Here is a 26196-nt window from a genome sequence, read left to right as displayed (position 1 = left end):
GATCGTGTTCATATGTTCATACTGAAACGGTTTCCGTCTGTCCGCTTCTGATCGTAGGAACCTCCAATGCCGACCGCGCTCGACCGTTACTTCAAGATCTCCGAGCGCGGCAGCTCGCTGCCCCGGGAGGTCCGCGGCGGTTTCGCCACCTTCTTCGCGATGGCCTACATCATCGTGCTGAACCCGATCATCCTCGGCAGCGCGAAGGACATGTACGGGCACCACCTCGACAACGGCCAGCTGGTCACGGCGACCGCCGTGACGGCCGCGTTCACCACCCTGCTGATGGGTGTCATCGGCAACGTGCCGATCGCGCTCGCCGCCGGTCTCGGCGTGAACTCCGTCGTCGCGCTCCAGCTCGCGCCCCGCATGTCCTGGCCGGACGCCATGGGCATGGTCGTCCTCGCCGGTCTCGTGGTGATGCTGCTGGTCGCCACGGGCCTGCGCGAGCGGGTCATGAACGCGGTGCCCTACGGGCTGCGCAAGGCCATCGCGATCGGTATCGGCCTCTTCATCATGCTGATCGGGCTCGTCGACTCCGGGTTCGTCTCGCGCATCCCGGACGCCGCCCAGACCACCGTCCCGCTCCAGCTCGGCAGCGACGGCCACCTCAACGGCTGGCCGGTCCTGGTCTTCGTCCTCGGGGTGCTGCTCACCCTGGCGCTGATCGTGCGCAAGGTGCCCGGCGCGATCCTGATCTCGATCGTCGCGATGACCGTTCTGGCGCTGATCATCGACGCGGTCGCCACCGTGCCGTCCTGGGGCCTGACCACCCCGAAGTGGCCCGGCAACCCGGTCGCCACCCCCGACTTCGGCCTGCTCGGCAAGTTCAGCCTTTTCGGCGGCTTCGGCAAGGTCGGCGTACTGACCGGCGTGCTCTTCGTCTTCACCGTCCTGCTGTCGTGCTTCTTCGACGCGATGGGCACCATCATGGGCATCAGCGACGAGGCCGAACTGACCGACGCCCAGGGCCAGATGCCCGGCATCAACAAGGTGCTCTTCGTCGACGGCATCGCGGTCGCGGTGGGCGGCGCCAGCTCCTCCTCGGCCACCACCTGCTTCGTGGAGTCCACGGCGGGCGTCGGCGAGGGCGCGCGCACCGGCCTCGCCAACGTGGTCACCGGCGGCCTCTTCGCCGTGGCGCTGTTCCTCACGCCGGTCGCCACGATGGTCCCGTCCCAGGCGGCCACCCCCGCGCTGCTCGCGGTGGGCTTCCTGATCCTGTCGGGTTCGGTCCGGGAGATCGACTGGGCCGACCTCACGATCGCGATCCCGGCCTTCATCACGATGGTGATGATGCCGTTCACCTACTCGATCACCAACGGCATCGGCATGGGCTTCATCACCTTCGTGGCGCTGCGCCTGGCGGCGGGGCGCGGCAAGGAGATCCCGGCCGCGATGTACGTCGTCGCGGCGGTGTTCGCCTTCTACTACCTGATGCCGGCGCTGGGTCTGACGTGACCCGGCGGGATCACCCGACGCCGTAGAACTTCTCCGTCCTCTCGACGGCGGTCTGGAACCGCTCGTCGAAGTCGTCGCGGACGAGCGTCCGGACCACGTAGTCCTGGACGCTCATCCCCCTCTTCGCCGCATGGTCCCGGAGCCGGTCGAGCAGCTCCCCGTTCATCCGCAGGCTGAGCACGCTGGTCCCCATGGAGACGAGCGTCGGGGCCGCCTTCCGGCATCGGGCGGGGTTCCGCGCCCGGATCACTCATATGGGTGAATCGAGAGCTCCGTGGCCGGGGTCACGGGCGCAGCGGCGTGTTTCCGGTGGTCTTTAGAGAGAGTAATGAGTTAAGCTAAGGACATGCCGGACCTAACCCATGGCGACGACGTTGCCGCCGTGAACTCCTTGAGATCAGCCGTGATGCGGCTGTCCCGTCGGCTCAAGCACCAGCGGGTCGACGAGTCGCTCAGCCCCACCGAGATGTCGGTGCTCGGCACCCTGTCCCTCTGTGGCAGTGCCACCCCCGGCGAGCTGGCTCGCAAGGAGCACGTGCAGCCGCCCTCGATGACCCGCATCGTGGCGCTGCTGGAGGCCAAGGGCCTGGTGCGGCTCGAACCGCACCCCGACGACCGGCGCCAGAAGGTCGTCACCAAGACCGAACAGGCCGAGGCGATGCTCGAAGAGAGCCGCCGCCGGCGCAACGCGTTCCTGGCCGGCCTGGTCGAGGCCCTCGACGAGGACGAGTGGGCGAAGATCGTCGCCGCCGCCCCCGTGCTGGACAAACTCGCACATCTGTAAGGAAACACGCTCTATTCAGGAGGCGACCTTTTGAGTTCGGGACCCGGAGCAGACTCCGCCCCCGCGCCAGCCATCCCCGACTCCCCGCCCGCCCCCACCGGCAGGTCCTCGATGTTCAGCTCGCTGAAGGTCCGGAACTACCGCCTCTTCTTCATCGGCCAGGTCGTCTCCAACACCGGCACCTGGATGCAGCGCATCGCCCAGGACTGGCTGGTCCTCAGCCTCACCGGCTCCTCCACCGCGGTCGGTTTCACCACCGCCCTGCAGTTCCTGCCGATGCTCCTCTTCGGCCTCTACGGCGGTGTCCTCGTCGACCGGCTGCCCAAGCGCCCCACGCTGCTCGTCACCCAGACGGCGATGGCGCTCACCGGCCTGGTACTCGCCGCCCTGACCCTCTCCGGCCACGTCCAGGTGTGGCACGTCTACGTCGCCGCCTTCGCCGTCGGCCTCGCCACGGTCGTGGACAACCCGGCCCGGCAGTCCTTCGTCTCCGAGATGGTCGCCCCCGACCAGCTGCAGAACGCGGTCAGCCTCAACTCGGCGAACTTCCAGTCCGCCCGCCTGGTCGGACCCGCCGTCGCGGGCCTCCTCATCACCGGCGTCGGCACCGGCTGGGCGTTCCTCCTCAACGGCCTCTCCTTCGTCGCGCCCCTGGTCAGCCTGGTCCTGATGCGCTCGCGCGACCTGCACGCCGTGCGCCGCGCCCCGCGCGGCAAGGGCCAGCTCCGCGAGGGCCTGCACTACGTCGCCGGCCGCCCGGACCTGATCTGGCCGATCGTCCTCGTCGGCTTCATCGGCACCTTCGGCTTCAACTTCCCGGTCTGGCTCTCGGCCTACGCCGACGACGTCTTCCACGCCGGCGCCGGCTCCTACAGCCTCTTCAACACCCTGATGGCGTCCGGCTCCCTGATCGGCGCCCTGCTCGCCGCCCGCCGGGGCACGGCCCGGCTGCGCCTGCTGATCGGCGCCGCGGCGGCCTTCGGCATGCTGGAGATCGCGGCGGCGCTGGCACCGTCGTACTGGCTGTTCGCGCTGCTCCTGGTGCCGATCGGCGTCTTCGGGCTGACGATCAACGTCACCGCCAACACCGCCGTCCAGATGGGCACCGACCCGGCCATGCGGGGCCGCGTCATGGCGCTGTTCATGATGGTCTTCATGGGCGGTACGCCCGTGGGCGCGCCGGTCGTCGGCTGGATAACGGACACCTACGGCCCCCGGGTGGGCTTCGCCCTCGGCGGTGCCATCGCGGCCGCCGCCGCCGTCACCATCGGCCTCGTCCTGGCCCGCGTCGGCGATCTGCGGCTGTCGGTCGGCTGGAACCGCGGCCACCCGCACGTCGCCTTCGTCCCCCGCGACCGGGAGCGACTGGCGACGGCCGCCTGACCACGTGACCGCCTGACCACGTGGCCGCCTGACCACGTGGCCGCCGGGTCCCGGTCCGCGGAACGCCTCCCGCCGCGGACCGGTACCACCGTCCCGCCTGCCCTGGCAGGCTGACCCCATGAGACTCTTCGCGGCGCTCCTGCCACCCGAGGACGTACGCGCCGAACTCGCGCTCGCCGTCGCGGAGTTGCGCGGCCTGCCGGGCGCCGCCGGCCTCCGCTGGACCGGCCCCCCGGGCTGGCACCTCACCCTCGCCTTCTACGGCGAGGTCGGCGACGACGCCGTAGCGGACCTGTCGGAGCGGCTGGCGGGTGCGGCCCGGCACACCGGACCGTTCCGGCTGGCGCTGCGCGGGGGCGGGCAGTTCGGGCACGGGCGGGTGCTGTGGGCCGGCGCGGACGGTGATCTGGCCGCGCTGCGGCTGCTGGCGGACCGGGCCGCGGCGGCGGGCCGGGAGGCCGGCCTGCCGATGGCGGACCACCACGCCTACCGGCCGCACCTCACGGTCGCCCGCGGTCGTGAGGCGACGGACCTGGACCCGTACCTGACCGCGCTCGAGGGCTACGCCGGCCGCCCCTGGACGGTGCACGAGCTGGCCCTGGTGCGCAGCAACCTGCCCGAGCCGGGGCAGGTGGGGCAGCCGACGCAGCCGGGCGAGCCGGGAGAGTCCGGGGAGCCGCCCCGGTACGAGACGGTCGCCCGCGAGCCGCTCGGGGCCGCCGGTTAGGCTCCCGGGGTGGACCCGAAAACCCGGAACCGGATCATGGCCGGTGCGCTTGTGCTGTTGTTCGTCCTGGTCGCGATGGCGGCGGCAGTCGGAAAGTAGCCGCCCCGCCGCCAACGCGCCCGTCCCGTAAGGGAGTTACCAGGCGAAGGCCTCCGGGGACGGTCCGCTCCCCGGGAAGATTTCCTCCAGGCCGGCCAGTACCTCCTCCGACAGCTCCAGCTCGACGGCCCGCAGCGCGGACGCCAGCTGTTCCCCGGTGCGCGGGCCGACGATGGGCCCGGTCACTCCCGGCCGGGTGAGCAGCCAGGCCAGCGCGGCTTCACCGGGCTCGACGCCGTGCTTCTCCAGCAGGTCCTCGTACGACTGGATCTGCGCGCGTACGGCGGTGTCCTTGAGCGAGTCGGCGGCCCGGCCGGAGGCCCGGCGACCGCCCTCGACCTGCTTCTTGATGACCCCGCCGAGCAGCCCGCCGTGGAGCGGGGACCAGGGGATCACCCCGAGCCCGTACTCCCGCGCGGCCGGGATGACCTCCATCTCGGCGCGGCGCTCGGCGAGGTTGTAGAGGCACTGCTCGCTGACGAGTCCGATGGTGCCACCGCGTCTCGCGGCGGTCTCGTTGGCCTGGGCGATCTTGTAGCCGGGGAAGTTGGAGGACCCGACGTAGAGGATCTTGCCCTGCTGTACGAGGGTGTCGACGGCCTGCCAGATCTCATCGAAGGAGGTGGCGCGGTCGATGTGGTGGAACTGGTAGAGGTCGATGTGGTCGGTCCGCAGGCGCTTGAGGCTGGCGTCCACGGCGCGGCGGATGTTGAGCGCGGAGAGCTTGTCGTGGTTGGGCCACGCGTCGCCCTCGGCGGCCATGTTCGCGTAGACCTTGGTCGCGAGGACGACCTTGTCGCGGCGCTCGCCGCCCTTCGCGAACCAGTTGCCGATGATCTCCTCGGTACGGCCCTTGTTCTCGCCCCAGCCGTACACGTTCGCGGTGTCGAAGAGGTTGATGCCCGCGTCCAGCGCCGCGTCCATGATCGCGTGGCTGTCCGCCTCGTCGGTCTGCGGGCCGAAGTTCATCGTGCCGAGGACGAGTCGGCCTACCTTGAGTCCCGTGCGTCCGAGCTGCGTGTACTTCATGGTCCCCAAGCCAACGGCTTGGAGTGCGCTCGACGCAAGAGGAGGCGGATTCAGTCGCGGGGGAAGGCGGCGGTGGCGAGGGTGAGCCCGAGGGCGGTGGCGGTCAGGTCGACGTCGTTTCCGTAGTCGACGCGCAACTCGCACTGATAGGCACTGTCCTTGGGTTCGGTGTACACCGTGCACCTGGCCAGATAGGGGTCGGCGACGAGATACACGGGAACCTCGGCGGTGGCATAGGCGGTCTTCTTGGGACCGTAGTCGTTGGGCGCGGTCCCTTTCGAGATGACCTCGGCGACGAACTCGATGTCTTCGTACCGCCAGCGCCCCTCCTCGTTCTTGGCCGCGCCGTCGCGGAACTTGGCCACGTCCGGACAGAAGCCGTTCTGATGACCGGGGAAGTCGATTCTGACGTCGGAGAGAACTCGGGCGCGCCTCCCGAAGGTGTCCTCAAGAGCCCACAGGATCTGACGGATGGTCTCCCAGTGAATGTCCCGCTGCGGAGTCATGTAGACGTAGCCCCCGACGATCTCGGCCTTGTATCCCTCGGGGACGGGCATCCGCTCCAGCCGCTCGAACCACTCGTCCAGGCGCTGCGTGTTGGCGTCGGCCATCGCGATCCTGTCTTCAAGGACGGTCATCGTTGGCGCTCCTCCCCGGCTGCCTTCGCACGAGTGCAGCCGCGCGGTACAACGATACGCACGGTGACAACGTCACGCGTTGACTGCTACCGCCCTCACCTGCGTCGGCGTCCGCCCCGCCCGCCGGAGAAGCCGTCCGGGGAGGGGAGGGCGTACACGTCGGTGCCGGTCCCGTCGTCGGCGTCGTACGTCCCGCCCAGCCCCCACGCCTGGTGCATCGCCGCCGCGAACGCCCCCGCGATCTTGTGCTCGCCGGCGCCGTTCGGGTGGGTGCCGTCGTACGTGTCGCGGTGGACGTCGTACGACTCCGGGAGGGAGGCGAGCAGGAGAGGGGAGCGCGGGTCGTCGAGGTCGGCGACCGCCTTGGCGAGGAGTTCGTTGAAGTGGGTGACCTCGGCGCCGAAGGCCGCGTCGGTGAGGGCGCGGACGTTCGGGATCACCGGCAGGATCACCATCCGTACGGAGGGTCCGGCGGCGCGGGCCTCGGCGACGAAGGCGCGGACGTTCTCCGCGGTCTGCCGGGCGTTGGTGTAGAAACCGAGGTCGATCAGGCCGAGCGAGACGAGCAGCACGTCCGCGCGGCAGCCGCGCACCGCCTCGCCGATCAGCGGCGTCATGTGCAGCCAGCCCTCGCCCCAGCCCGCCAGATGGAAATGCGGGAAGCCGGGGTCGGCGTACTCGTACGACGTAGGCGTGTCCGTCGCCTTGTCGTACAGCGTCTCGCGCGGACCGACGACGGCGAACGGCCCGCCGTGGGTCGCGCGCAGGTGCTGCCACATCCGGTAACGCCACGTGTGTTCGCCCGCGCTCCCGATCGTCATGGAGTCACCGACGGGCATGAACCTGAGCATCCGCTCATGATGGACGATCAGCGGGGCGGCCGGGGTGTGAGGCCCGCCACGCCCGGCACGGGCGGGGATGGCAGGCTGGGGCCATGCGTCGCTTCCTCGCGTTCCTCGGGGCCGGCTTTCTCGTCGGCGCCCTCGTCCTGCCCGCCGCCGCCGCCGTCGCCGTCGCCGCCGACGGAGGGGGCACGGGCGACCAGGGGTTCACGATCAAGGACCCCCGGATCACCGAGTCCAGCGGCCTCGCCGCCTCGCGGCTGCACCCCGGCATCTACTGGACGCACAACGACAGCGGCGCCGGCGCGTACCTCTACGCCGTCGACAGCGCCACCGGCAAGACCGTCGCCACGGTCACCTTCACGGGGGTCGGCACCCCGCGGGACGTCGAGGCGGTCTCCATCGGTCCCGGCAACGAGATCTACCTCGGCGACATCGGCGACAACCTCGACGGCACCTGGCCCTACGTGTGGATCTACAAGCTGCCCGAGCCGAAAATCCTCAAGGACCAGACGATCAGGGCGACCCAGTACGTCGTGAAGTACTCCGACGGCGCGCGCAACGCCGAGTCGCTGATGGTCCACCCCAAGACGGGACGCGTCTACATCATCGACAAGAAGGAGGACGGCGGCCACCTCTTCGAGGGCCCGGCCCACCTCTCCACCTCCGGCGCGAACATCTTCCGGCCGATCGCCCCCGTCGACCTCTGGGCCACCGACGCGGCCTTCTCCCCCAACGGCCGACAACTCGCCGTACGCGGCTACTTCGGGGGCATCTACTACGACTGGAACGGCGGGAAGATCAAACGCGGGGGCCGGCTGGACGTGCCCTTGCAGGGGCAGGGGGAGTCGGTCTCGTACTCGGTGGACGGTACGAAGCTGCTGTACGGCAGCGAGGGGGCGGACAGCCCGGTGCAGGCGAAGGGCGCGCCCGCCGGGTCCGGCTCCGCGAAGTCGCCCACTGGGGGCGGGAGTTCGGCCAGCGGTGCGGGCGCCGGTGCCGGCGGCGGGGGCGTCAGCTCGGGGACCCTCAAGGTGGGCGCTCTCGCCGTGCTGATCGTGTGCGGGGCGGTATTCGGAGCACGCAAACTGACCCGAAAGAGCTGACCCCGGGTCCCGGCCCCGGCCTTCGGCTTCGGCCCCGGTCCCGGTCCCGGCCCTCGGTCCTGGCCCTCGGTCCTGGCCCCCGGCCCCGGCCTTCGGCTTCGGCCCCGGCCTTCGGCTTCGGCCCTGGCCCTGGCCCCGGTCCCGGTCCTCGGCCCCGGTCCCCGGCCCTCGGCCCCCGGCGTCGGCCCCGGCCCTCGGCCCCCGGTCCCGGGACCGGTCCCGGGCATCGGGCTGCGGGCTGCGGTCGGTCCGGGCCGCCGAGCCTGCGTCCGGTCCCGGAGTCCTGGTCCGGGCACCGGGCTGCGAGCCCCGGTCGGGCGCCGAGTCCCAGTCCGATCGGGAACTCCTGGTGTGGACACATGGTCGCGGACCCGGCTCCGATCGACCGCCGAGCCTGCATCCGGCTCTGAATCCCCGGTCCCCGCACCGCAGACCCCTGCCTATCCCTTGACGAGGGCATGACCTATCGGTTTGCTGGACGGTGCGTGAGGTGGTGGGAGCGCTCCCATCCGTTCCGGGCCCGCGCCTTTCCGAGAGGAACGAGCCGCATGTTCCGTACGCTCCACTCGATCCGCAGACTGCGAACGGCGATGTGTGTCGCCGTGGCAGCCCTGCTGTTGCCGCTGGCCGGAACCGTTCAGCCGGCCCAGGCCACCGTCGCGCCGAGCGCTGTCCCCGGCGCCGGTTACTGGCACACCAGCGGCCGTCAGATCCTGGACGCGGCCGGCCAGCCGGTCCGTATCGCCGGGATCAACTGGTTCGGCTTCGAAACCGCCAACTACGTGGTCCACGGCCTCTGGTCGCGCGACTACAAGAGCATGATCGACCAGATGAAGTCGCTCGGCTACAACACGATCCGGCTGCCTTACAGCGACGACATCTTCAAGAGCACGGCCGTCCCCAACAGCATCGACTTCTCCGGCGGCAAGAACACCGACCTCCAGGGCCTGAACTCCCTCCAGATCATGGACAAGATCGTGGCCTACGCCGGTCAGGACGGCCTGAAGGTCATCCTCGACCGGCACCGCCCGGACGCCTCCGGGCAGTCGGCGCTCTGGTACACGTCGGCGGTGCCCGAGTCGACGTGGATCGCCGACCTCAAGTCCCTGGCGACCCGTTACGCCGGCCAGTCCACTGTCATCGGCATCGACCTCCACAACGAACCGCACGATCCGGCCTGTTGGGGTTGTGGGGACACCTCGGTCGACTGGCGGCTGGCGGCCCAGCGCGCGGGCGACGCGGTACTGTCCGTCAACCCCGACCTGCTGGTCTTCGTCGAGGGCGTGCAGACGTACAGCGGCGTCTCGGGCTGGTGGGGCGGCAACCTGATGGGCGCCGGCCAGTACCCGGTCCAACTGACCGTGGCCAACCGGGTGGTGTACTCCGCCCACGACTACGCGACGAGCGTGGCCCAGCAGAGCTGGTTCAGCGACCCCACGTTTCCCGCCAACATGCCCGGCGTCTGGGACAAGTACTGGGGCTACCTCTTCAAGCAGAACATCGCGCCGGTGTGGGTCGGCGAGTTCGGGACGACTCTCCAGTCCACGGTCGACCAGAAGTGGCTGGCGGCCCTGGTGACCTACCTCCGTCCGACGGGCACGTACGGCGCCGACAGCTTCTCCTGGACCTTCTGGGCGTGGAATCCCAACTCCGGTGACACGGGCGGCATTCTGAAGGACGACTGGGCGACCGTGGACTCGGTGAAGGACGGTTACCTGGCGAGCATCAAGGCGCCGGGCTTCCCCGCGACGGGCACGGGCGGCGGCGGTGGTGGCGGTGGTGGCGGAAGCACCGTCGCCTGTTCGGCCACCTACACCGTCAGCAGTGACTGGGGCAGCGGCTTCAACGCAGCCGTGACGGTGACCAACACCGGTACGTCGGCCATCAGTTCCTGGAAGGTGGCGTGGACCTGGTCCGGCTCGCAGCGGATCACGAACATGTGGAACGCGACGTACACCCAGAGCGGCCAGAGCGTCACCGCCGTGAACGCGGACCACAACGGCGGCCTCGCTGCCGGGAGTTCGGCGAGCTTCGGCTTCGGGGGCGCTCCTGGCGGCGGGAGCGTCCCGAGTCCGACCTGTACGGCGGGGTGACGACGGACCGGTCGGCTCAACTGCACAGCTCGAAAGGGCAGTTCGGGCCGCGCCCGGTTCAGGTAACAGGTCACCAGGGCCACGGAGAGATGTGAGGGCCGTACGAGACAGCAGCCGAGCGCCGCGTTCCCGTCCGACCGGAGCCGCTCGACGGCGGAACCGGTCGGACCGGCATCGCACCGCGCCCCGCCCGATAACCGCGGCGCGTACACCGTCAGTTGCTCACGCGAAGGCAGGTCGACGGCGGGGGCTCCGCGGAGCCCGAGTACGTTTTCGTCGGTGATGTGGGCGCGGCGCTCATGATGGTCGACTCGCGGCTCAGGAGTGTGCACGGTGGCGAGACCGCGCCCGACTCCGAACAGCAGGAGCTGACGGACCGGTTCACCGCGTCACTGGGGCCGGACGGGCTCGACGGGCTGCTGGACGGCACGTGCCCCTCATCTACATGTTCATGACGTGGCATGATCACTCAGGCGCTGACCAGGTCGGGCGAGGGGTGAGAGCGCGCGGGAGCGTACGCGCTCATGGTTTCCCGTGATGTCGGCGCGGCTGGGTCCCGCCGTCCGGCCGTTCTGATGGCCCGGGGGGTGGACCCTTCCCGCAAAAAAGCGTGACACTTCTCGTGGAAGTGTCACGCTTTTTCAACTACACCCACCTACCCCCCACCCCCGCCGCCGGGCTCGGCCGGCGGGGAAGACGGCTAAAGCTTCTCGATCACGTAGTCGACGCAGCGCGTCAGCGCCTCGACGTCCGCCGGGTCGATCGCCGGGAACATGGCCACGCGGAGCTGGTTGCGGCCGAGCTTGCGGTAGGGCTCGGTGTCGACGATGCCGTTGGCACGGAGGACCTTGGCGACGGCCGCCGCGTCGATCTCGTCGGCGAAGTCGATGGTGCCGATGACCTGGGAGCGCTGCGCGGCGTCCGTGACGAACGGCGTCGCGTGCTTCGACTCCTCCGCCCAGGTGTAGAGACGCGTCGAGGAGTCCTTCGTGCGCGCCGTCGACCAAGCGAGGCCGCCCTGGCCGTTGATCCACTTCAGCTGCTCGTTGAGGAGGAACAGAGTGGCCAGCGCCGGGGTGTTGTACGTCTGGTTCTTGCGGGAGTTGTCGATCGCGGTCGGGAGCGAGAAGAACTCCGGGACATGGCGGCCGGAGGCGTGGATCCGCTCGGCACGCTCGATCGCGGCCGGGGAGAAGAGGCCGATCCACAGGCCGCCGTCGGAGGCGAAGGACTTCTGCGGGGCGAAGTAGTAGACGTCCGTCTCGGAGACGTCCACCGGGAGACCGCCCGCGCCGGACGTGGCGTCCACCAGGACCAGCGCGCCCTCGTCGGCACCCGCGACCCGCTTGATCGGCGCAGCGACGCCCGTGGACGTCTCGTTGTGCGTGAACGCGTACACGTCCACGCCCTGCTCGGCGGCCGGCTCCGGGTGCGTGCCCGGGTCGGAGGAGACGACGGTCGGCTCGGCCAGCCAGGGCGCGAGCTTCGCGGCCTTGGCGAACTTGGAGCTGAACTCGCCGAAGGTCAGGTGCTGCGACTTGTTCTCGATCAGCCCGTGGGTCGCCACGTCCCAGAACGCGGTGGAGCCGCCGTTGCCGAGGACGACCTCGTACCCCTCGGGCAGCGAGAACAGCTCGGCGACGCCCGCGCGGACCTCACCGACCAGGTTCTTGACCGGGGCCTGGCGGTGGGACGTGCCCAGCAGAGACGTACCGGTGGCGGCCAGCGCGTCCAGCGCCTCAGTCCGCACCTTGGAGGGGCCAGCGCCGAATCGTCCGTCGGCGGGCTTGATGTCAGCGGGGATCTGGATATCAGCCACGAGCCGGAGGGTATCTCTTCGGAGAAACCGGACGGAAACGTGTCCGTTCGATGAGACGGGATCTCCGGCCCGTGGGCCTGTGGGATCAGCCGAGCGGGGTGAGCCGCACCGGCAGCTCGAACAGGTCGTTCTGGGTCACCACCGGCTTGTGGCGGAGTTCGCTCGCCGGCACAGCCAGGTCGAGGTCCGGGAAACGGCCGTACAGGGCCGGCAGTGCCACCCCCGCCTCCAGGCGGGAGAGGGCGGCGCCCGGACAGACGTGCGGGCCGTGGCCGAAGGAGATGTGCCGGTTCTCGCTGGTCCGGGTGGCGTCGAAGGCGTCGGCCGTCGGGCCGTGCGCCTGCTCGTCGCGGCCGATCGCCGCGTACGACACGATCAGCGCGTCCCCCGCGGGCAGCACCTTCTCGCCGACCTGGACGTCCTCCGTGGCGAACCGGATCAGCACGTGCGAGGTGGGGGTCGAGTGGCGCAGGGTCTCCTCGATCACCGATGCCCAGTCGGTCTCGCCGGCCAGTACCAGGGCGCGTTGGTCGGGGTGGGCCGACAGGTTGACGACCGCGTTGACGATGAGCGAGATCGTCGTCTCGTGACCGGCCGCCACCATCAGCTGGAGGGTGGAGACGATCTCCTCGTCGGTGAGGTGGTCGCCGTCCTCGGAGGCCAGGATCAGCGCGGACGTCAGATCGTCGCCGGGCTCGGCGCGCTTGGCGGCGACCGTCTCGGCCATGATGCCCGCGAGCTCCGTCAGCGTGGCGATGACCTCCGCCGGCGGGGTCTGCGTCGAGAAGAACTTCTCGAACAGCACCTTGAGGCGCGGGAGTCGGGCTTCCGCCATGCCCATCAGGTCGGCGATGACGTACATGGGGAGCGGATACGCGAACGTCGCCTTCAGATCGACGACTTCACCCTCAAGAGTGTCGAGCAACTCCTCCGTGAGCTTGGTGATCCGCTCCCGCATCTGCTCCACCCGCCGCGGAGTGAGCGCCTGCGCGACGAGCGTGCGCATCCGGCGGTGGTCGGCGCCGTCCACGGTGAGCATCGAGCGGCCCGGGTTGACGAGCCCGATCAGCGGCCAGTCCGGCGGGATCTCGCCGCGCTGCCAGGCGCCCCAGACGTTGATGTCCTTCACCAGCCGTGGGTCGGTGAGGAGTTGCTTGGCCTCCGCGTGGCGCGTGACCGCCCACACGGCCACCCCGCCGGGCAGCTCCACGGCGGCCAGCGGTCCCGCCTCGCGCAGTCGGGCGCTCTCCCCGTCCAGGTCGCCGACTAAGGGATCGAGGACGATACGGGGCTCTTGACGGTCAATGGCGCTGGTCATGCGGAAGTGCCTCCTGGGGCAGGGGGGTGCGTCGGACCGGCGGGGCGGGTGATCAGATCTTGGGAACGGGCGTGAAACGTACGGGCAGTTGGGCCAGTCCGCCCAGCCATGGCGAGGGGCGCCGGACCAGGGTGTCCGCCGGGACGGCCAGGTCGATGTCCGGGAGACGGTCCAGGACGACCTCGATGCCGGTCCGCGCGATCACCTCGGCGACCTCCTGCGCGGGGAACGGGCAGCGGTGCTCGCCATGCCCGAACGAGAAGTGCGCGTTGTTGCCGCCGGTGAGGGCGGAGCCGTCGGTGCGCACCTGGGGATCGGAGTTGGCGCCCTGGAGACCGAGGAGGAGCAGGTCGCCAGCGCGGATACGGCGCCCGCCGAGCTGGGTGTCGCGGGACGCCCAGCGGCCGGCCACGGTCTGGCTCGGGGTGTCCTCCCACAGGACCTCGTTCATCGCCTCGGCGACACTGTTGCGGCCACCGAACAGGGAGGCCGCGAACCGCGAGTCGGTCAGCATCAGCCGCAGCGAGTTGCCGATCCAGTCGGCGGTCGGCTGGTGGCCCGCCGCCATCATCACCATCAGGTCCTGCGCGATCTCCTCGTCGTCGAAGCCGCTCTTGTCGGCGAGCATCCGCGACACCACGTCGTCGGCCGGCTCGGCCTTCCGGTCGGCCAGCAACTGCGCCATGGACGTGCCCAGATGGGTCTGGCCGGCGATCGCCCGTTCCCGACCGTCGATCATGTCGTTGAGCGCGGTCACCAGGCCCGGACCCTGCTCGTCCGGGAAGCCGTAGAGACGGGCCAGGACCCGCACCGGCAGCAGCATCGCGTAGTCGGCGATGAGGTCGGCCGTGCCCTCGGCGCAGACCGCGTCGAGCAGCTCGTCGGCGAACTTCTCGGCGTAGGAGCGGAGTTCGGACGGGTCCACGGCCTCCAGCGCGTCGCTGATCATCCCGGCGCGCTGACGGTGGCGTTCGCCGACGGTGTAGAGGATCGACGGCTGCTTGCGGCCGATCATCGGCAGCAGCGGCCAGTCGTCGGGGATGCGGTCCCACTGGTTCCACAGGTCGGAGTCCCGACTGAACAGCACTGGATCGCCGGTGACTTGGTGCAGTTCGCGGTAGCCGAGCACCAGCCACGCCGGCACTTCGCCGTCCAGCGTCACCGGCGTCACGGCACCGTGCTCGCGCCGCATCTCCCGGTACAGCCGGGCCGGTTCGGTCTGGAACCTGGGTCCGTTGAGCGGTACGGGGGCGGTCACAGCGCCAACTCCTTTGTCTCGGGTTTCTCAAGTACGGCTTGGGAGGCGTGTCGGCGCTGGACATGCTCGACCAGCGTGATCAGGACCTGCTTGGCGGAGGCCCGGGAGCGCGCGTCGCAGTCGACGAGCGGCACGTCCGGGTCGAGGTCGAGCGCCTCGCGGATCTGCTGCGGAGCGTAGGCCGTGCCGCCGAAGTCGTTGCACGCCACGATGAACGGCGTTCCGTGGTGTTCCAGCCGGTCGATCGCGTACCAGGAGTCGTCGATACGGCGGGTGTCGACGAGGACGACCGCGCCGAGCGTCCCGGAGAAGAGCCGGTCCCACAGGAACCAGAACCGTTCCTGCCCGGGTGCGCCGAAGAGGTACAGCACATTGCGCTCGTCGAGCGAGATACGGCCGAAGTCGAAGGCGACGGTGGTCGACGTCTTGCCGCGCACCTCGCTGATGTCGTCGACGGCCTCGCCGGCCCGGGTCATCGTCTCCTCGGTGTTGAGGGGACGTATCTCGCTGACCGAACGGACCAGCGTTGTCTTGCCGACGCCGAAGCCGCCGACGACCACGATCTTGAGGCCGTTGTCGGCGGAGGCACCCAGTGGGGTGCGCGCGTCAGAGGTTGCGGAGTCCAACGAGCACCTGTTCCAGGACGTCGGGATCGGGAAGGCCGGAGGTGATGGCCCTGCGGGGATGGCGGGCGCTGACCCGGCCCGCCGCGAGGAGATCGGACAGCAGGATCTTCGTGATGCTCACCGGCAGCCGCAGCTCGGCGGCCAACTCCACCACAGCGGTGGGGAGTTCGCTGAGCCGCAGGATGGCGGCGTGCTCCGACTGCATGCCGGGCACCGGATCGCACTCGGCGACCACCAGGGTCACCAGGTCGAAGGGGCTGTCGGGCCCGGAACTGGTGCGGCCACCGGTGAGGGTGTACAGGCGGTCGGGTGAGTCGTCCCTGCCGGGGCGGCTCATGACGTACGCGGTTCCGCGCGCAGGTGCTCGCCGAGCTGTTCCACGAGTTCGCTCATGTTGTGGCCGATGAGACCCGCGTCGGCGTCCTCGGCGGTGACGACGGCGAGATGCGCGCCCTCACCCGCCTCGACGATGAAGAGCACCCCGCCGTAGAACTCGGTCATCGCGGACCGTACGCCGCCGCTGCCGTCCCCGAACTCGACGGAGGCGCCGTGCGAGAGCGACTGGATGCCGGCGGCGATCGCGGCGAGCTGGTCCGCCTGGTCGACGGAGAGTTCCGGCGTCCTGCAGAGCTTCAGGCCGTCCCGCGACAGCACGAGCGCGTGCCGCGCCCCCGGGGTGCGCTCCAGGAGACCCTCGATGAGCCAGGTGAGCTTGTCGTCGGCGGTGGTCGTGCCGGTCATGAGGTGGGGTTGCCTTCCGGGTGCGGGTGGGAGGGGGCGGTCGGTTCGGAAGCGGAGGGTACGGAGTGGGCGGCGCTCCCCTGGTCGGATGGCGGGGCCGGGGTCTCCCGGATGTCGGTCTGGTCCGGGGCCGTACCGCGTACCGCCTGGCGGAAGGTGCTGAAGCGGGCGGTACGGGCCATGGTGTCGTCGGCGGAGGGGGCCGGACGCGCCGCGGGAGCGGGCGACTCGGCGCGCGCGCGGGCCCGTTCCCGCTCGGCCTCGGCGAGGGCGCGGCCCCGGCGCCGCTTGGGCAGGCCGTCCGGGAACGCGTCACCGGAGGACTCGTGGGAGGGCGGCTCGGGGGAGGAGGAGTCCCGGGCCGGCGGCTCGTGGGCGGGGGACTCGTGGGTGGGGACCGGGTCCGGGTCCAGCTCGGCGAGGTCGCGGGCGGCGGCGTACGACACCTGCCGTTCCTCGGCGGCGGGCTCCGGCCAGGTGGTGGCGGGCGCCTGCCCGATGGTCTGCGGTCCGGCGGGGGCGGAAGCCGCCGGGTCGACCAGGGTGATGGTCAGCGGGCCCTGCGGCCGGGGCGCGTCCGGGGGGACCAGGATGTCCTGCGGAACGAGCATCAGGACGCCGGTGCCACCGCGCGCGGACGGCCGGTAGGACACCTTCAGGCCGTACTTGACGGCCAGCCGGCCGACGACCGCGAGGCCGAGCCGGGTGCCGGTGAGGCCGCCCAGTTCGGTGCCGTCCCCGGAGACGGCCCGCTCGGCGCGGCGCAGCTGCACGTCGCCCATGACGAGGCCGCTGTCCTCCACGGAGACGATGACACCGGCGGGCACCTCCTCGACGTAGACATGCACCTCGGCGGTGGGCGGCGAGAAGTTGGCCGCGTTGTCGAGGAGTTCGGCGAGCGCGTGCATGACGCCCTCGGCCGCGTGTCCGGCGATGGCGGCATCGCTGGCGGAGTGCACGCGGACCCGCTGGTAGCCGCTGATCCGGCCCATCGCGCCGCGCAGGATCGACTCCATGGCGATGGGGCGGGCCCAACGGCGGCCGGAACGGGCGCCCGAGAGGACGGCCACGGAGTCGGCGAGGCGGCCCGCCTGCGCGGTGCGGTGGTCGAGGTGGAGCAGGTCGGCGAGGACCTCCTCGTCGGCGTGCCGGTCCTCCATGGAGCGCAGGTCGGCGAGCATGCCGGTGGCCAGGGCCTGCATCCGGCCGGCCGCGTTGGCGGTCGCGGAGAGCGCGGCGGCCCGCTCGTGGGAGGCCCGGCGGGCCTGCTCGGTGAGGCGGGCGTTCGCCGCGGTGAGGCGGGCGCGCTCCTCGTCGATCTCCGCGGTGAGGCGGGCGCGTTCCTCGGTGAAGGACGTGGTGAGCCGGGCCCGTTCCTGAGCGAAGTCGGAGGTGAGGCGGGCCCGTTCCTGGGACAGCTCCGTGGTCAGCCGGGCCCGCTCGTGCGTGAGTTCTTCGGTGAGGCGTACGCGCTCGTGGTCGAACCCGGCCGAGAGCCGGGTCCGTTCCTGGAGCAGCCGGGCGGCGTCCAGGGTGATCGTTTCGAGCCGGCGGCGGGTCAGCCGGGCGCTCAGCAGGGCGTGCGCGGCCACGGCGACGGCCAGGCACAGCAGCACGGCGCCCACGGCGGCGCCGCAGGCGAGCGGGGTGCGCGTGGAGGCGGGCGCCGACGCGACGGCGGCTCCGACCGCGAGCGCGGCCAGCACGGCGGTGATCAGCGGGGCGGGCAGCACGGCACGGAGAGTGGGGCGGTCACCGGGAAGGGAGGGGGCGGTCATGAGTGGGGTCCTCGGTCGGGTCCTCGGGCGTCGTTGGTCAGGGTCCTGAAGTCGTCCTCGGTCGTGTCCTCGGGAGGTGCTCATCGGGTTCCTGGTCGAGAAGCGACACCGGGTGCTCAACTGAGGGTCACTATATGAGAGTTCGTGATCGAATTGGGGAGGTTCCGGCAGCGGTCCGGAATGGGCCGGTGCTCCGACGCGGTGCACTCAGACCGACGAGGTGTCACTGTCAGTGGTCGGGTGCATGCTGGGGGCATGAACGATCTGGCGGGGGAACTGCGCGGCGCCGTACGGGGTGAGGTCGCGTTCGACGTCACCTCCAGGGCACTGACCACGATGGACGCGTCGAACTACCGGCGAGTGCCGCTGGGCGTCGTGGCGCCGCGCGACGCCGACGACGTGGCGGCCGTACTGGCGGTCTGCCGTGAGCGGAGAGTGCCGGTCGTGGCGCGCGGCGGGGGCACGTCGATCGCGGGCCAGGCGACGGGCGCCGGGGTGGTGCTGGACTTCACCCGCCACATGAACCGTCTCGTCGCGCTCGACCCGGCGGCCCGTACGGCCGTGGTCCAGCCGGGGCTGGTCCTGGACCGCCTCCAGGAGGCCGCCGCTCCGCACGGACTGCGCTTCGGCCCCGACCCCTCCACCCACAGCCGCTGCACGCTCGGCGGCATGATCGGCAACAACTCCTGCGGTTCCCACTCGGTCGCCTGGGGCACCACGGCCGACAGCGTGGCCGAGCTCTCCGTGCTCACCATGCGCGGCGACCGGCTGCGCCCCGGCCGCGACTGGGCGGGCGCCCCGGAGGGTCTACGTGCGCTGGTGGAAGGCGAGTTGAGCCTCCTCCGCACCCGTTTCACGGATCTCCCCCGGCGGATCTCCGGCTATGCCCTGGACGCCCTCCTCCCCGAGAGGGGCGCCGACGTGGCCCGTTCCTTCTGCGGCAGCGAGGGCACGTTGGGCATCCTCACGGAGGCGGTCGTACGACTCGTCGAGGCACCCCGCGCGCGTGCCCTGGCCGTGCTGGGCTACGCCGACGAGAGCGCGGCGGCAGACGCGGCGGCCGGACTGCTTCCCCTGCGGCCGCTCACCGTCGAGGGGATGGCCGCCGACCTGGTGCGCTCCACGGCCGGACTGCCCCGGGGCGGGGCCTGGCTCTTCGTGGAGACGGGCGGCGACACGGAGGCGGAGGCACGCGCGCGTGCGGAGGCGATCGTCCGCGCGGCCGACGTCGTCGACGCCCTGGTGGTCACCGACCCGGCCGGCCAACGCGCCCTGTGGCGGGTCCGCGAGGACGCGAGCGGTACGGCGACCCGGCTGCCGGACGGCTCCGAGGCCTGGCCCGGCTGGGAGGACTGCGCGGTACCGCCGGCCCGACTCGGCGCTTATCTGCGGGAGTTCAGGGGCCTGCTCGCCGCCCACGGCCTGCGGGGCGCGCCGTACGGGCACTTCGGGGACGGCTGCGTCCACGTCCGCATCGACTTCGACCTGCTGACCGAGGCGGGCATCGGCCGCTTCCGGCACTTCTCGCGCGAACTCGCCGAACTCGTGGTGGCGCACGGCGGCTCCCTCTCCGGGGAGCACGGCGACGGACAGGCCCGCGCGGAACTGCTGCCCACGATGTACGGCCCCGAGGCCGTCGCCCTCTTCGAGCGGACGAAGGGCGTCTGGGACCCCGACGATCTGCTCAACCCGGGGATGCTGGTGCGCCCCGCCCCCCTCGACAGCAACCTCCGCTTCGCCGTCCTGCCCCGCCGCCCGGTCGACGTGACGTTCGGGTATCCGTCCGACGGCGGCGACTTCTCGGCGGCGGTCCGGCGCTGCGTGGGCGTCGCCAAGTGCCGTACGGCGGAGGTGTCCGGGACGGCCGTGATGTGCCCGTCGTTCCGGGCGACCGGCGAGGAGGCGCACTCCACGCGCGGACGGGCCCGGCTGCTGCACGAGATGCTCGCCGGTGAGGTGGTCACCGACGGCTGGCGGTCGACGGAGGTGCGGGACGCGCTGGACCTCTGCCTGTCCTGCAAGGGCTGCCGTTCGGACTGCCCCGTCGAGGTCGACATGGCCACGTACAAGGCGGAGTTCCTGCACCACCACTACGCGGGCCGGCGACGGCCGGCGTCCCACTACACGATGGGCCGGCTGCCGCGCTGGCTGCGGCTGGTGTCCCGCACGCGTACGGCCGGACTCGTCAACCACCTCGCCGCGATCGGCCCGTTGGCGGCGCTGGCCAAGCGGCTCGGCGGCATCGCGCCGGAGCGGCGGATCCCGCGGGTGGCGGGGGAGACGTTCAGCCGGTGGTGGCGGCGCCGGGCGCGGGCGGCGGCCCGGCGGGGCGATGGGGCGGGCGCGGCGTACGGGGAGCGTCCCGCTGGTGGTCCGTCCGCGCGGGTGCTGCTGTGGCCGGACACCTTCACCGAGCACCTCTCGCCCTCCGTCGGAAAGGCGGCCCTACGGGTCCTGGAGACGGCCGGACTGGAAGTGCTCCCGGTCCCGGCCACGGACGGCGGAGCAAGCGTCTGCTGCGGACTCACCTATGTGTCGACCGGCCAACTCGACCGGGCGAAGAGGGAGTTGCGCCGCACACTCGACACCCTGGGTCCGCTCGTGGACCCCGCGCCCGGCGAGGGGACGCCGTCCATCGTCGTCCTCGAACCGAGCTGTGCGGCGGCGCTCCGCACCGACCTGCCCGAGCTGCTCCACGACGACCCGCGGGCCGCCCGTCTCGCCGCCTCGGTCCTCACCTTCGCCGAGGCGCTGGAGCGGCTGGCCCCCGACTGGACGCCGCCCCGCGTCGACCGTCCGGCCGTCGGCCAGACCCACTGCCACCAGCACGCGGTCCTCGGCGACACCGCGGACCGCCGCCTCCGCGCCCGAGCCGGCCTCACCGGCGAACTCAGCGGCGGCTGCTGCGGACTGGCGGGCAACTTCGGCTTCGAGAAGGGCCACTACGAGGTGTCGGCGACCTGCGCGGAGGACCAACTCCTGCCGGCGGTGCGCGAGGCCCCGCCCGGCGCGGAGATCCTCGCCGACGGCTACTCCTGCCGCACCCAGCTGGACCAGCTGGCGGGGACCCGGGCCCGACACCTGGCGGAGGTCCTGGCCGAAGCCCTGGAGAGCGAGAGCGGGAGCGGGAGCGGGAGCGGAAGTGGGACCGAGGCGGCCGGGAGCGGGAGCGGGAGCGAGACGTGAGCGGGAGGGGGAGCGAGGCCTGGAGCGGGAGCCGGCGCGGGGTCTCGCCCGGCCGGGGCCGGCGCGGCCGAGGGTGGCGCGTGGCGCCCGGCCCCAGCCGACGCGGCTCCTAGGCTGACGGGTGATCACCCCGTCCCCCGAAGGAGTCCCCCGTATGCCGAACCTCAGCCTCCGCCCCATCGGACGGGACGAGCACCTCGCGTTCGTCGCGGGCCGTCCCTCCGTCAGCCATATGCAGGTGCCGTCCTGGGGGGACGTGAAGCCCGACTGGCGGGCGGAGAGCCTGGGGTGGTTCGAGGAGGGCGGGCGGCTGGTCGGAGTGGGGCTGGTGCTGTACCGGCCGGTGCCCAGGCTGAGGAAGTACCTCGCGTATCTGCCCGAGGGCCCGGTGATCGACTGGGGTGCCGCGGACCTCGATGACTGGCTCGACCCGATGCTCGCGTACCTCAAGAGCCAGGGCGCCTTCTCGGTCAAGATGGGGCCGCCCGTCGTCGTACGCCGCTGGAGCCCCGACGCCGTGAAGGCGGCGATCGCCGATCCGGCGGTACGACGGCTGCGGGACGCGGAGGCGACGTCGTACGAACCGCGGGCCTTCGACGTCGCCGACCGGCTGCGCCGCGCGGGCTGGCGGCAGACCGAACCCGGCGGGGAGGACGGCTTCGCCGCCGGACAACCCCGCTACGTGTGCCAAGTCCCTTTCGAGGGACGCACGTTGGACGACATCCACCGCGGCCTCAACCAGCAGTGGCGGCGCAACGTCAAGAAGGCCGAGAAGGCCGGGGTGAAGGTGGTCAGGGGCGGCTACGACGATCTGCCGGTCTTCTACGGGCTCTACGCCGAGACAGCCGAGCGCGACCGTTTCATCCCCCGCCCGCTGCCCTACTTCCAGCGTATGTGGACCGCCCTCACCACCGAACACCCCGACCGTATGCGGCTCTACCTCGCCCACCACGACGGTGACGTCCTCGCCGCCGCGACCATGCTGACCGTCGGCACGCACGTCTGGTACTCCTACGGCGCCTCCACCGCCCGCAGCCGCGAGGTGCAGCCCAACAACGCCATGCAGTGGCGCATGATGGCCGACGCCCACCAACTGGGCGCCGCCGTATACGACTTCAGGGGAATCACGGACACCCTGGAGGAGTCCGACCAGCTGCTGGGGCTGCTGCGCTTCAAGGTGGGCGCGGGCGGCGAGGCCGTCGAGTACCTGGGGGAGTGGGACTTCCCGCTCAGCCGGCTGCTGCACAAGGCGCTCGACCTCTACATGACCCACCGCTGAGGACACTTCCGGGGCACTTCCTTGAGGGCGGACGCACAGCCACGTAAAGGCTGCTCTCAGCTTTATCAGAGAACTCTCAGGTTCGCCGCCCTCACTCAGGTTTCACCCAGGTATTCACAGCACCTGCCTGCCCTTCGCTCGCCGACTTTGCCGCTCCGTGGGCTCATGGACGTGTAAGTTCATCCGTGTCGGGAATTCCCCGGGCGGTAAAACGCCCGACTTTCACGTACTGAACACGCACACCAATAGGAGTTCGGAATGAGCCTCAAGAAGCTTGCCCCGCTGCCCCCCAAGCCCAAGTCGAAGCAGCTTCCGCCGCCGCCCCCGAAGCCGAAGAAGAAGCACAAGCCCGCCCCGCCGGCGCCCAAGCCGATCCCCGGCCAGGACCGCTGACCCGCTGGTAGGAGGAGGGCCGACCCGCGCGCAGTCGGCCCTCTCAGCGTTCCTGAGTCCAACGCGGGCAACGCGTTACGGGGACTTCGGCGAATTTCGAGGAACTCCACTGAATTCGAAGAGTTCTGCCGAGTTCCGGCGAGCCCGTCGCATTCCGGCGACAATCCGTCGTGCTCTCGGTCATAGAGGCAGTGGCAGGGGTAGTCGTAAGGCAGGTTGAGGGCAGCCATGAGGCGGCCGAGGGGACCGGTGAAGCGGATATGGACGAGGAAGACCTCGAATACGAGGAAGACGAAACTCCCGCCATTCCCGCCCGAACGGCTTTCCGCCGTTTCTGGCCGCTGACCCGCGGTCTCAGAGGCTGGCTGGTCCTCGTCTGGATCTGCACGGTGCTCGCCGCGCTCGCCGAGACCGAGGCCATCCTCCTCTTCAGCGACCTCACCGACCGCGCCCTGGCGAAGGGTTCGCTGAGCGCGTTCTGGACCCCCGCCGTCCAGTGGCTGGGCGTCGCCGTCGTCGGCGCCGTCGTGGCGTACGCGGGCAACTCGCTGGCCGCCTGGGCCACCGAGCGCTTCGTGATGCGCCTGCGCGAGCATGTCTTCGACCACGTACAGCAGTTGCCCCCGCACTTCTTCCAACAGCACCGCCAGGGCGACCTGTTGTCCCGGCTGACGGGCGATGTCGAGGCGATCGAGACGCTCGTCGTGTCCGGCGTGGTCGGCACCGCCTCCGCCGTCTTCTCCGCGCTCTTCTACGCCGCCGCCGCGTTCTGGCTGCGCTGGGACCTGGCCGCGGCCACCTTCGTCCTGGCCCCCCTCTTCTGGCTGGCGGCCCGCCGTTTCTCCGGTTCCATCAAGGACGTCTCCCGGCAGGGCCGGGTCGCCGACGGCGCGATCACCTCCGTGGTCGAGGAGTCCCTCGGCAACATCGTGCTCACCCAGGCGTACGACCGCCGGGACGCCGAACGCCGGCGGCTGAACGAGGAGGCGGGCGCCTGGTTCCGCGCCTCCGTCCGCTCGACCCGGCTCAACGAGGCGTACGAGCAGCTCGTTACCGTCATCGAGACGGTCTGCGTGCTCGCCGTGATCGGCATCGGGGCCTGGGAGATCTCCACCGGCCGGATGACGCTCGGCCAGCTCCTCGCCTTCTCGGCCTTCCTCGGCTACCTCTACCCGCCCGTCCGCGGCCTGGCCCAGCTCGGCCTGACCGTCACCGCCGCCACCGCGGGTGCCGAGCGGCTGATCGAGATCCTCGACGTACGCCCGTCGGTCGCCGACCCCCGCCACCCCTCGGACACCGGCCGCCCCGACGGCACGGTCGACGTGCGGAACGTCTCCTTCGGCTACCCGGGCGCCGACACCGCCGTGCTCCAGGACCTCTCCTTCACCGTCGCCCCCGGCGAACTCGTGATCGTCACCGGCCCGAGCGGCGCCGGCAAGTCCACCGTCTCCAAGCTGCTGCTCCGCTTCTACGACCCCGACGCGGGCGCGATCCTCCTCGACGGCGTACCGCTGCGCGACCTCCCGCTCGCCCGGCTGCGCGAGTACGTGACCCTGCTCCCGCAGGAGACGCTGGTCCTGCACGACACCGTCCGCGCCAACATCGCCTGCGGCCGTTCCGGCGCGAGCGAGCAGGCCATCGTCGAGGCGGCGAAGGCGGCGGACGCGCACGAGTTCGTCCTGCGCCTGCCGGAGGGCTACGACACGAGGGTCGACCCCAACTCGGCCCGGCTCTCCGGCGGTCAGCTCCAGCGCCTGGCGATCGCCCGCGCGATCCTGCGCGACGCCCCGGTCCTGGTCCTCGACGAACCGACGACCGGACTGGACGCGATGGCAGCCCGGCGCGTGGTCAAACCGCTCCGCCGGCTGATGGCCGGCCGAACGACGATCATGATCACCCACGACCTCAACCTCGCCCCCGACGCCGACCGCATCCTCGTCGTGGACCGGGGCCGGATCGTGGAGACCGGCCGCCACGAGGAGCTGCTGGCACGGGGCGGCGCTTACGCGCGCCTCCACCGCTCGCAGAACAACTCGGTGATGGACACGGGCGAGCTGCGCATGCCGCTCTTCGCCGAGGAGAGCACCGGCCGCCCGCCACAGCCGTACCTCCCGCCCGCGTACGTCCCGCCCGCGTACGTCCCTTCGTCGTACGACCCCTCGTCGTACGAGCCCGCGTACTACGGGTTCCAGGGGTTCCAGGGGTCCCAGGGGTCGTACGACTCGTACGGGACCCCCGACCCCGATCCCCTCTTCGGCCCCCTGCCCGACAGCCGCCCGCTGTTCCGGGACGAGGTGCCCTGGAGCGGCGGCTGAGTCGCCGGTCGCCTCCCCGTGCGGGACAGTCGCATAAAGGGTTCACACGCCTGACTGAGTCCATTACTCTGGACTGAGTAGTGCATCGTGATGAACGAATGCATGATGAGGGAACGGACGGACTCCGACCGACTCCGTCCCCTCTCGTCCTGTCCCGTGGAAGGCCCCGTGAGTACCCCCAGCGCCGACGCAGCCTCGTCCGCCCCCGTCACGGCGGCGACCGTCACCGACGCGCCCGCCCCGGCCGGCGCGGTGCGGCGCCGCTTCGGCGTGCCCGGTCCGCGTGGTCCGCGTGGTCCGCGCGGGCCGCGGGGTTCGCTCGGCCCGGTGGGCCTGCTGCTGGCCGGCGGGGTCTCGGTCCAGTTCGGCGGCGCGCTGGCCGTGACGCTGATGCCGAGGGCCGGGGCGCTGGGGGTGGTGACGCTCCGGCTGTTCGCGGCGGCCGTGGTCCTCGCTCTGGTCTGCCGCCCGAGCCTGCGCGGCCACTCCCGCGCGGACTGGGGCACGGTCGTCGTCTTCGGCCTCACGATGGCCGCGATGAACGGTCTCTTCTATCAGTCGGTCGCCCGGATCCCGCTGGGCCTCGCGGTCACCCTGGAGGTCCTGGGGCCGCTCACGCTCTCGGTGCTGGCCTCCCGCCGGGCGGTCAACCTGGTCTGGGCTGGACTGGCCCTCGCCGGTGTCGTCCTGCTCGGCGGCGGAGGGTTCAGCAGTCTGGACCCCGCGGGTGTGGCTTTCGCCCTGGCCGCCGGTGCCATGTGGGCGGCCTACATCATCTTCAGCGCCCGCACGGGCCGCCGCTTCCCCCAGGCCGACGGGCTGGCGCTGGCGATGGTGGTCGCGGCGGTGGCGTTCCTTCCGCTGGGGATCGCGGAGGCGGGCACGAAACTCCTGAACCCCACCACGGTCGCGCTCGGCTCGGCGGTGGCGATCCTGTCCTCGGTCCTCCCGTACACCCTGGAACTGCTGGCCCTGCGCCGCCTCCCCGCCTCCACCTTCGCGGTGCTCATGAGTCTGGAGCCGGCCATCGCCGCGACCGCGGGCTTCCTCGTCCTCGGCCAGGCCATGAGCGCCCTCCAAGCCCTGGCCATCGCCCTCGTCGTCGCGGCGAGCATGGGCGCGGTACGCACCCAGACGGGCCCCGGCACGGCGAAGCCCGCGGAACCGGTCGCCTGACGCCCGCACCCCGGCCCCGCGCGCCCCCCGCCCGCCGCCCGCCGCCCGCCCCGGCGCCTGCCCACCCCTCTTCCACCCCCCCGTCCACCCCTCATCAATCATGCAAGCACGCTTGATTGTTTCTCACCCCCCTGCCATGCTCCCC

23 protein-coding genes are annotated in these 26196 nt (G+C 71.3%); 12 read left to right on the top strand and 11 right to left on the bottom strand.

Annotation, left to right across the window (positions count from 1 at the left end; translation table 11 throughout):
• Positions 1 to 66: 66 nt before the first annotated feature.
• A complete protein-coding gene (locus tag ABZT12_RS13720; RefSeq protein WP_356382310.1) occupies positions 67 to 1461 on the top strand; it encodes an NCS2 family permease in 1395 nt (464 codons plus the stop codon).
• 10 nt (positions 1462 to 1471) lie between these two features.
• Here the strand turns inward: ABZT12_RS13720 and ABZT12_RS13715 are convergent, their stop codons facing one another.
• The gene (locus tag ABZT12_RS13715; protein WP_356382307.1) at positions 1472 to 1654 is read right to left on the bottom strand and encodes a ribbon-helix-helix protein, CopG family; all 183 of its coding nucleotides are present in this window, start codon (positions 1652 to 1654) and stop codon (positions 1472 to 1474) included.
• Positions 1655 to 1807: 153 nt separating this feature from the next.
• Here ABZT12_RS13715 and ABZT12_RS13710 point away from each other — a divergent pair, with 153 nt between their 5' ends.
• From ABZT12_RS13710 to thpR, 3 genes are all read left to right on the top strand, one after another.
• Positions 1808 to 2245, top strand: coding sequence for a MarR family transcriptional regulator (locus ABZT12_RS13710; protein WP_356382304.1), 438 nt, complete (start codon positions 1808 to 1810; stop codon positions 2243 to 2245).
• Between the two features lie 111 nt (positions 2246 to 2356).
• Positions 2357 to 3628, top strand: coding sequence for an MFS transporter (locus ABZT12_RS13705; RefSeq protein ID WP_356382301.1), 1272 nt, complete (start codon positions 2357 to 2359; stop codon positions 3626 to 3628).
• Positions 3629 to 3746: 118 nt separating this feature from the next.
• Positions 3747 to 4355: an RNA 2',3'-cyclic phosphodiesterase gene (gene thpR / locus ABZT12_RS13700; RefSeq protein ID WP_356382297.1), complete on the top strand. Its 609-nt coding sequence runs from the start codon at positions 3747 to 3749 to the stop codon at positions 4353 to 4355.
• 135 nt (positions 4356 to 4490) lie between these two features.
• On the opposite strand, the gene ABZT12_RS13695 is transcribed toward thpR, so the two are convergent.
• The 3 genes from ABZT12_RS13695 to ABZT12_RS13685 all read right to left on the bottom strand — a co-directional run bounded on the left by ABZT12_RS13695 (position 4491) and on the right by ABZT12_RS13685 (position 6972).
• Positions 4491 to 5483 (bottom strand): aldo/keto reductase, encoded by a 993-nt coding sequence (locus ABZT12_RS13695; RefSeq protein ID WP_356382294.1) that lies wholly within the window; start codon positions 5481 to 5483, stop codon positions 4491 to 4493.
• A 50-nt stretch (positions 5484 to 5533) separates the two neighbouring features.
• Positions 5534 to 6121, bottom strand: a complete 588-nt coding sequence (locus ABZT12_RS13690) for a Uma2 family endonuclease (RefSeq protein ID WP_356382291.1) — start codon at positions 6119 to 6121, stop codon at positions 5534 to 5536.
• Between the two features lie 95 nt (positions 6122 to 6216).
• Positions 6217 to 6972 carry a GDSL-type esterase/lipase family protein gene (locus tag ABZT12_RS13685; protein WP_356382288.1) on the bottom strand — a complete coding sequence of 252 codons (756 nt, stop codon included), beginning with the start codon at positions 6970 to 6972 and terminating at the stop codon, positions 6217 to 6219.
• An 83-nt stretch (positions 6973 to 7055) separates the two neighbouring features.
• Between ABZT12_RS13685 and ABZT12_RS13680 the strand changes: the two genes are divergently transcribed.
• The 3 genes from ABZT12_RS13680 to ABZT12_RS13670 all read left to right on the top strand — a co-directional run bounded on the left by ABZT12_RS13680 (position 7056) and on the right by ABZT12_RS13670 (position 10617).
• Positions 7056 to 8069: a WD40 repeat domain-containing protein gene (locus ABZT12_RS13680; RefSeq protein ID WP_356382285.1), complete on the top strand. Its 1014-nt coding sequence runs from the start codon at positions 7056 to 7058 to the stop codon at positions 8067 to 8069.
• Between the two features lie 548 nt (positions 8070 to 8617).
• Complete coding sequence (locus ABZT12_RS13675) at positions 8618 to 10162, top strand: cellulase family glycosylhydrolase (protein WP_356382282.1); 1545 nt, start codon at positions 8618 to 8620, stop codon at positions 10160 to 10162.
• A gap of 284 nt (positions 10163 to 10446) precedes the next feature.
• Entirely contained in the window at positions 10447 to 10617 is a 171-nt protein-coding gene (locus ABZT12_RS13670) for a hypothetical protein (RefSeq protein WP_356382279.1), read from the top strand.
• A 245-nt stretch (positions 10618 to 10862) separates the two neighbouring features.
• Here the strand turns inward: ABZT12_RS13670 and serC are convergent, their stop codons facing one another.
• From serC to ABZT12_RS13635, 7 genes are all read right to left on the bottom strand, one after another.
• Entirely contained in the window at positions 10863 to 11981 is a 1119-nt protein-coding gene (gene serC / locus ABZT12_RS13665) for a phosphoserine transaminase (protein WP_356382276.1), read from the bottom strand.
• A gap of 85 nt (positions 11982 to 12066) precedes the next feature.
• Positions 12067 to 13299 carry a cytochrome P450 gene (locus tag ABZT12_RS13660; RefSeq protein ID WP_356382273.1) on the bottom strand — a complete coding sequence of 411 codons (1233 nt, stop codon included), beginning with the start codon at positions 13297 to 13299 and terminating at the stop codon, positions 12067 to 12069.
• A 52-nt stretch (positions 13300 to 13351) separates the two neighbouring features.
• Entirely contained in the window at positions 13352 to 14557 is a 1206-nt protein-coding gene (locus tag ABZT12_RS13655) for a cytochrome P450 (RefSeq protein ID WP_356382269.1), read from the bottom strand.
• On the bottom strand, positions 14554 to 15183 hold the full coding sequence (locus tag ABZT12_RS13650; RefSeq protein WP_356382266.1) for an ATP/GTP-binding protein: 630 nt from the start codon (positions 15181 to 15183) through the stop codon (positions 14554 to 14556). The genes ABZT12_RS13655 and ABZT12_RS13650 overlap by 4 nt, the downstream gene beginning before the upstream one ends.
• Positions 15164 to 15520, bottom strand: a complete 357-nt coding sequence (locus ABZT12_RS13645; RefSeq protein WP_356382263.1) for a DUF742 domain-containing protein — start codon at positions 15518 to 15520, stop codon at positions 15164 to 15166. Before ABZT12_RS13645 ends, ABZT12_RS13650 begins: the two co-directional genes overlap by 20 nt.
• Positions 15517 to 15924 (bottom strand): roadblock/LC7 domain-containing protein, encoded by a 408-nt coding sequence (locus tag ABZT12_RS13640; RefSeq protein WP_356382260.1) that lies wholly within the window; start codon positions 15922 to 15924, stop codon positions 15517 to 15519. Before ABZT12_RS13640 ends, ABZT12_RS13645 begins: the two co-directional genes overlap by 4 nt.
• The gene (locus tag ABZT12_RS13635) at positions 15921 to 17702 is read right to left on the bottom strand and encodes an ATP-binding protein (RefSeq protein WP_356382257.1); all 1782 of its coding nucleotides are present in this window, start codon (positions 17700 to 17702) and stop codon (positions 15921 to 15923) included. The genes ABZT12_RS13640 and ABZT12_RS13635 overlap by 4 nt, the downstream gene beginning before the upstream one ends.
• Positions 17703 to 17957: 255 nt before the next feature.
• Between ABZT12_RS13635 and ABZT12_RS13630 the strand changes: the two genes are divergently transcribed.
• The 5 genes from ABZT12_RS13630 to ABZT12_RS13610 all read left to right on the top strand — a co-directional run bounded on the left by ABZT12_RS13630 (position 17958) and on the right by ABZT12_RS13610 (position 26051).
• Positions 17958 to 20888 carry an FAD-binding and (Fe-S)-binding domain-containing protein gene (locus ABZT12_RS13630; RefSeq protein WP_356382254.1) on the top strand — a complete coding sequence of 977 codons (2931 nt, stop codon included), beginning with the start codon at positions 17958 to 17960 and terminating at the stop codon, positions 20886 to 20888.
• 154 nt (positions 20889 to 21042) lie between these two features.
• Complete coding sequence (locus ABZT12_RS13625; RefSeq protein ID WP_356382251.1) at positions 21043 to 22167, top strand: peptidoglycan bridge formation glycyltransferase FemA/FemB family protein; 1125 nt, start codon at positions 21043 to 21045, stop codon at positions 22165 to 22167.
• Positions 22168 to 22425: 258 nt separating this feature from the next.
• The gene (locus ABZT12_RS13620) at positions 22426 to 22560 is read left to right on the top strand and encodes a hypothetical protein (protein WP_356382248.1); all 135 of its coding nucleotides are present in this window, start codon (positions 22426 to 22428) and stop codon (positions 22558 to 22560) included.
• A gap of 260 nt (positions 22561 to 22820) precedes the next feature.
• A complete protein-coding gene (locus ABZT12_RS13615) occupies positions 22821 to 24875 on the top strand; it encodes an ABC transporter ATP-binding protein (protein WP_356382245.1) in 2055 nt (684 codons plus the stop codon).
• Between the two features lie 252 nt (positions 24876 to 25127).
• Entirely contained in the window at positions 25128 to 26051 is a 924-nt protein-coding gene (locus tag ABZT12_RS13610; RefSeq protein WP_356382376.1) for an EamA family transporter, read from the top strand.
• Positions 26052 to 26196 lie beyond the last annotated feature (145 nt).

This window comes from Streptomyces sp. NPDC005423 (assembly GCF_040606415.1).
In the GTDB taxonomy this organism is placed as follows: domain Bacteria; phylum Actinomycetota; class Actinomycetes; order Streptomycetales; family Streptomycetaceae; genus Streptomyces.
This window is presented reverse-complemented; position numbering and strand designations above follow the sequence as displayed.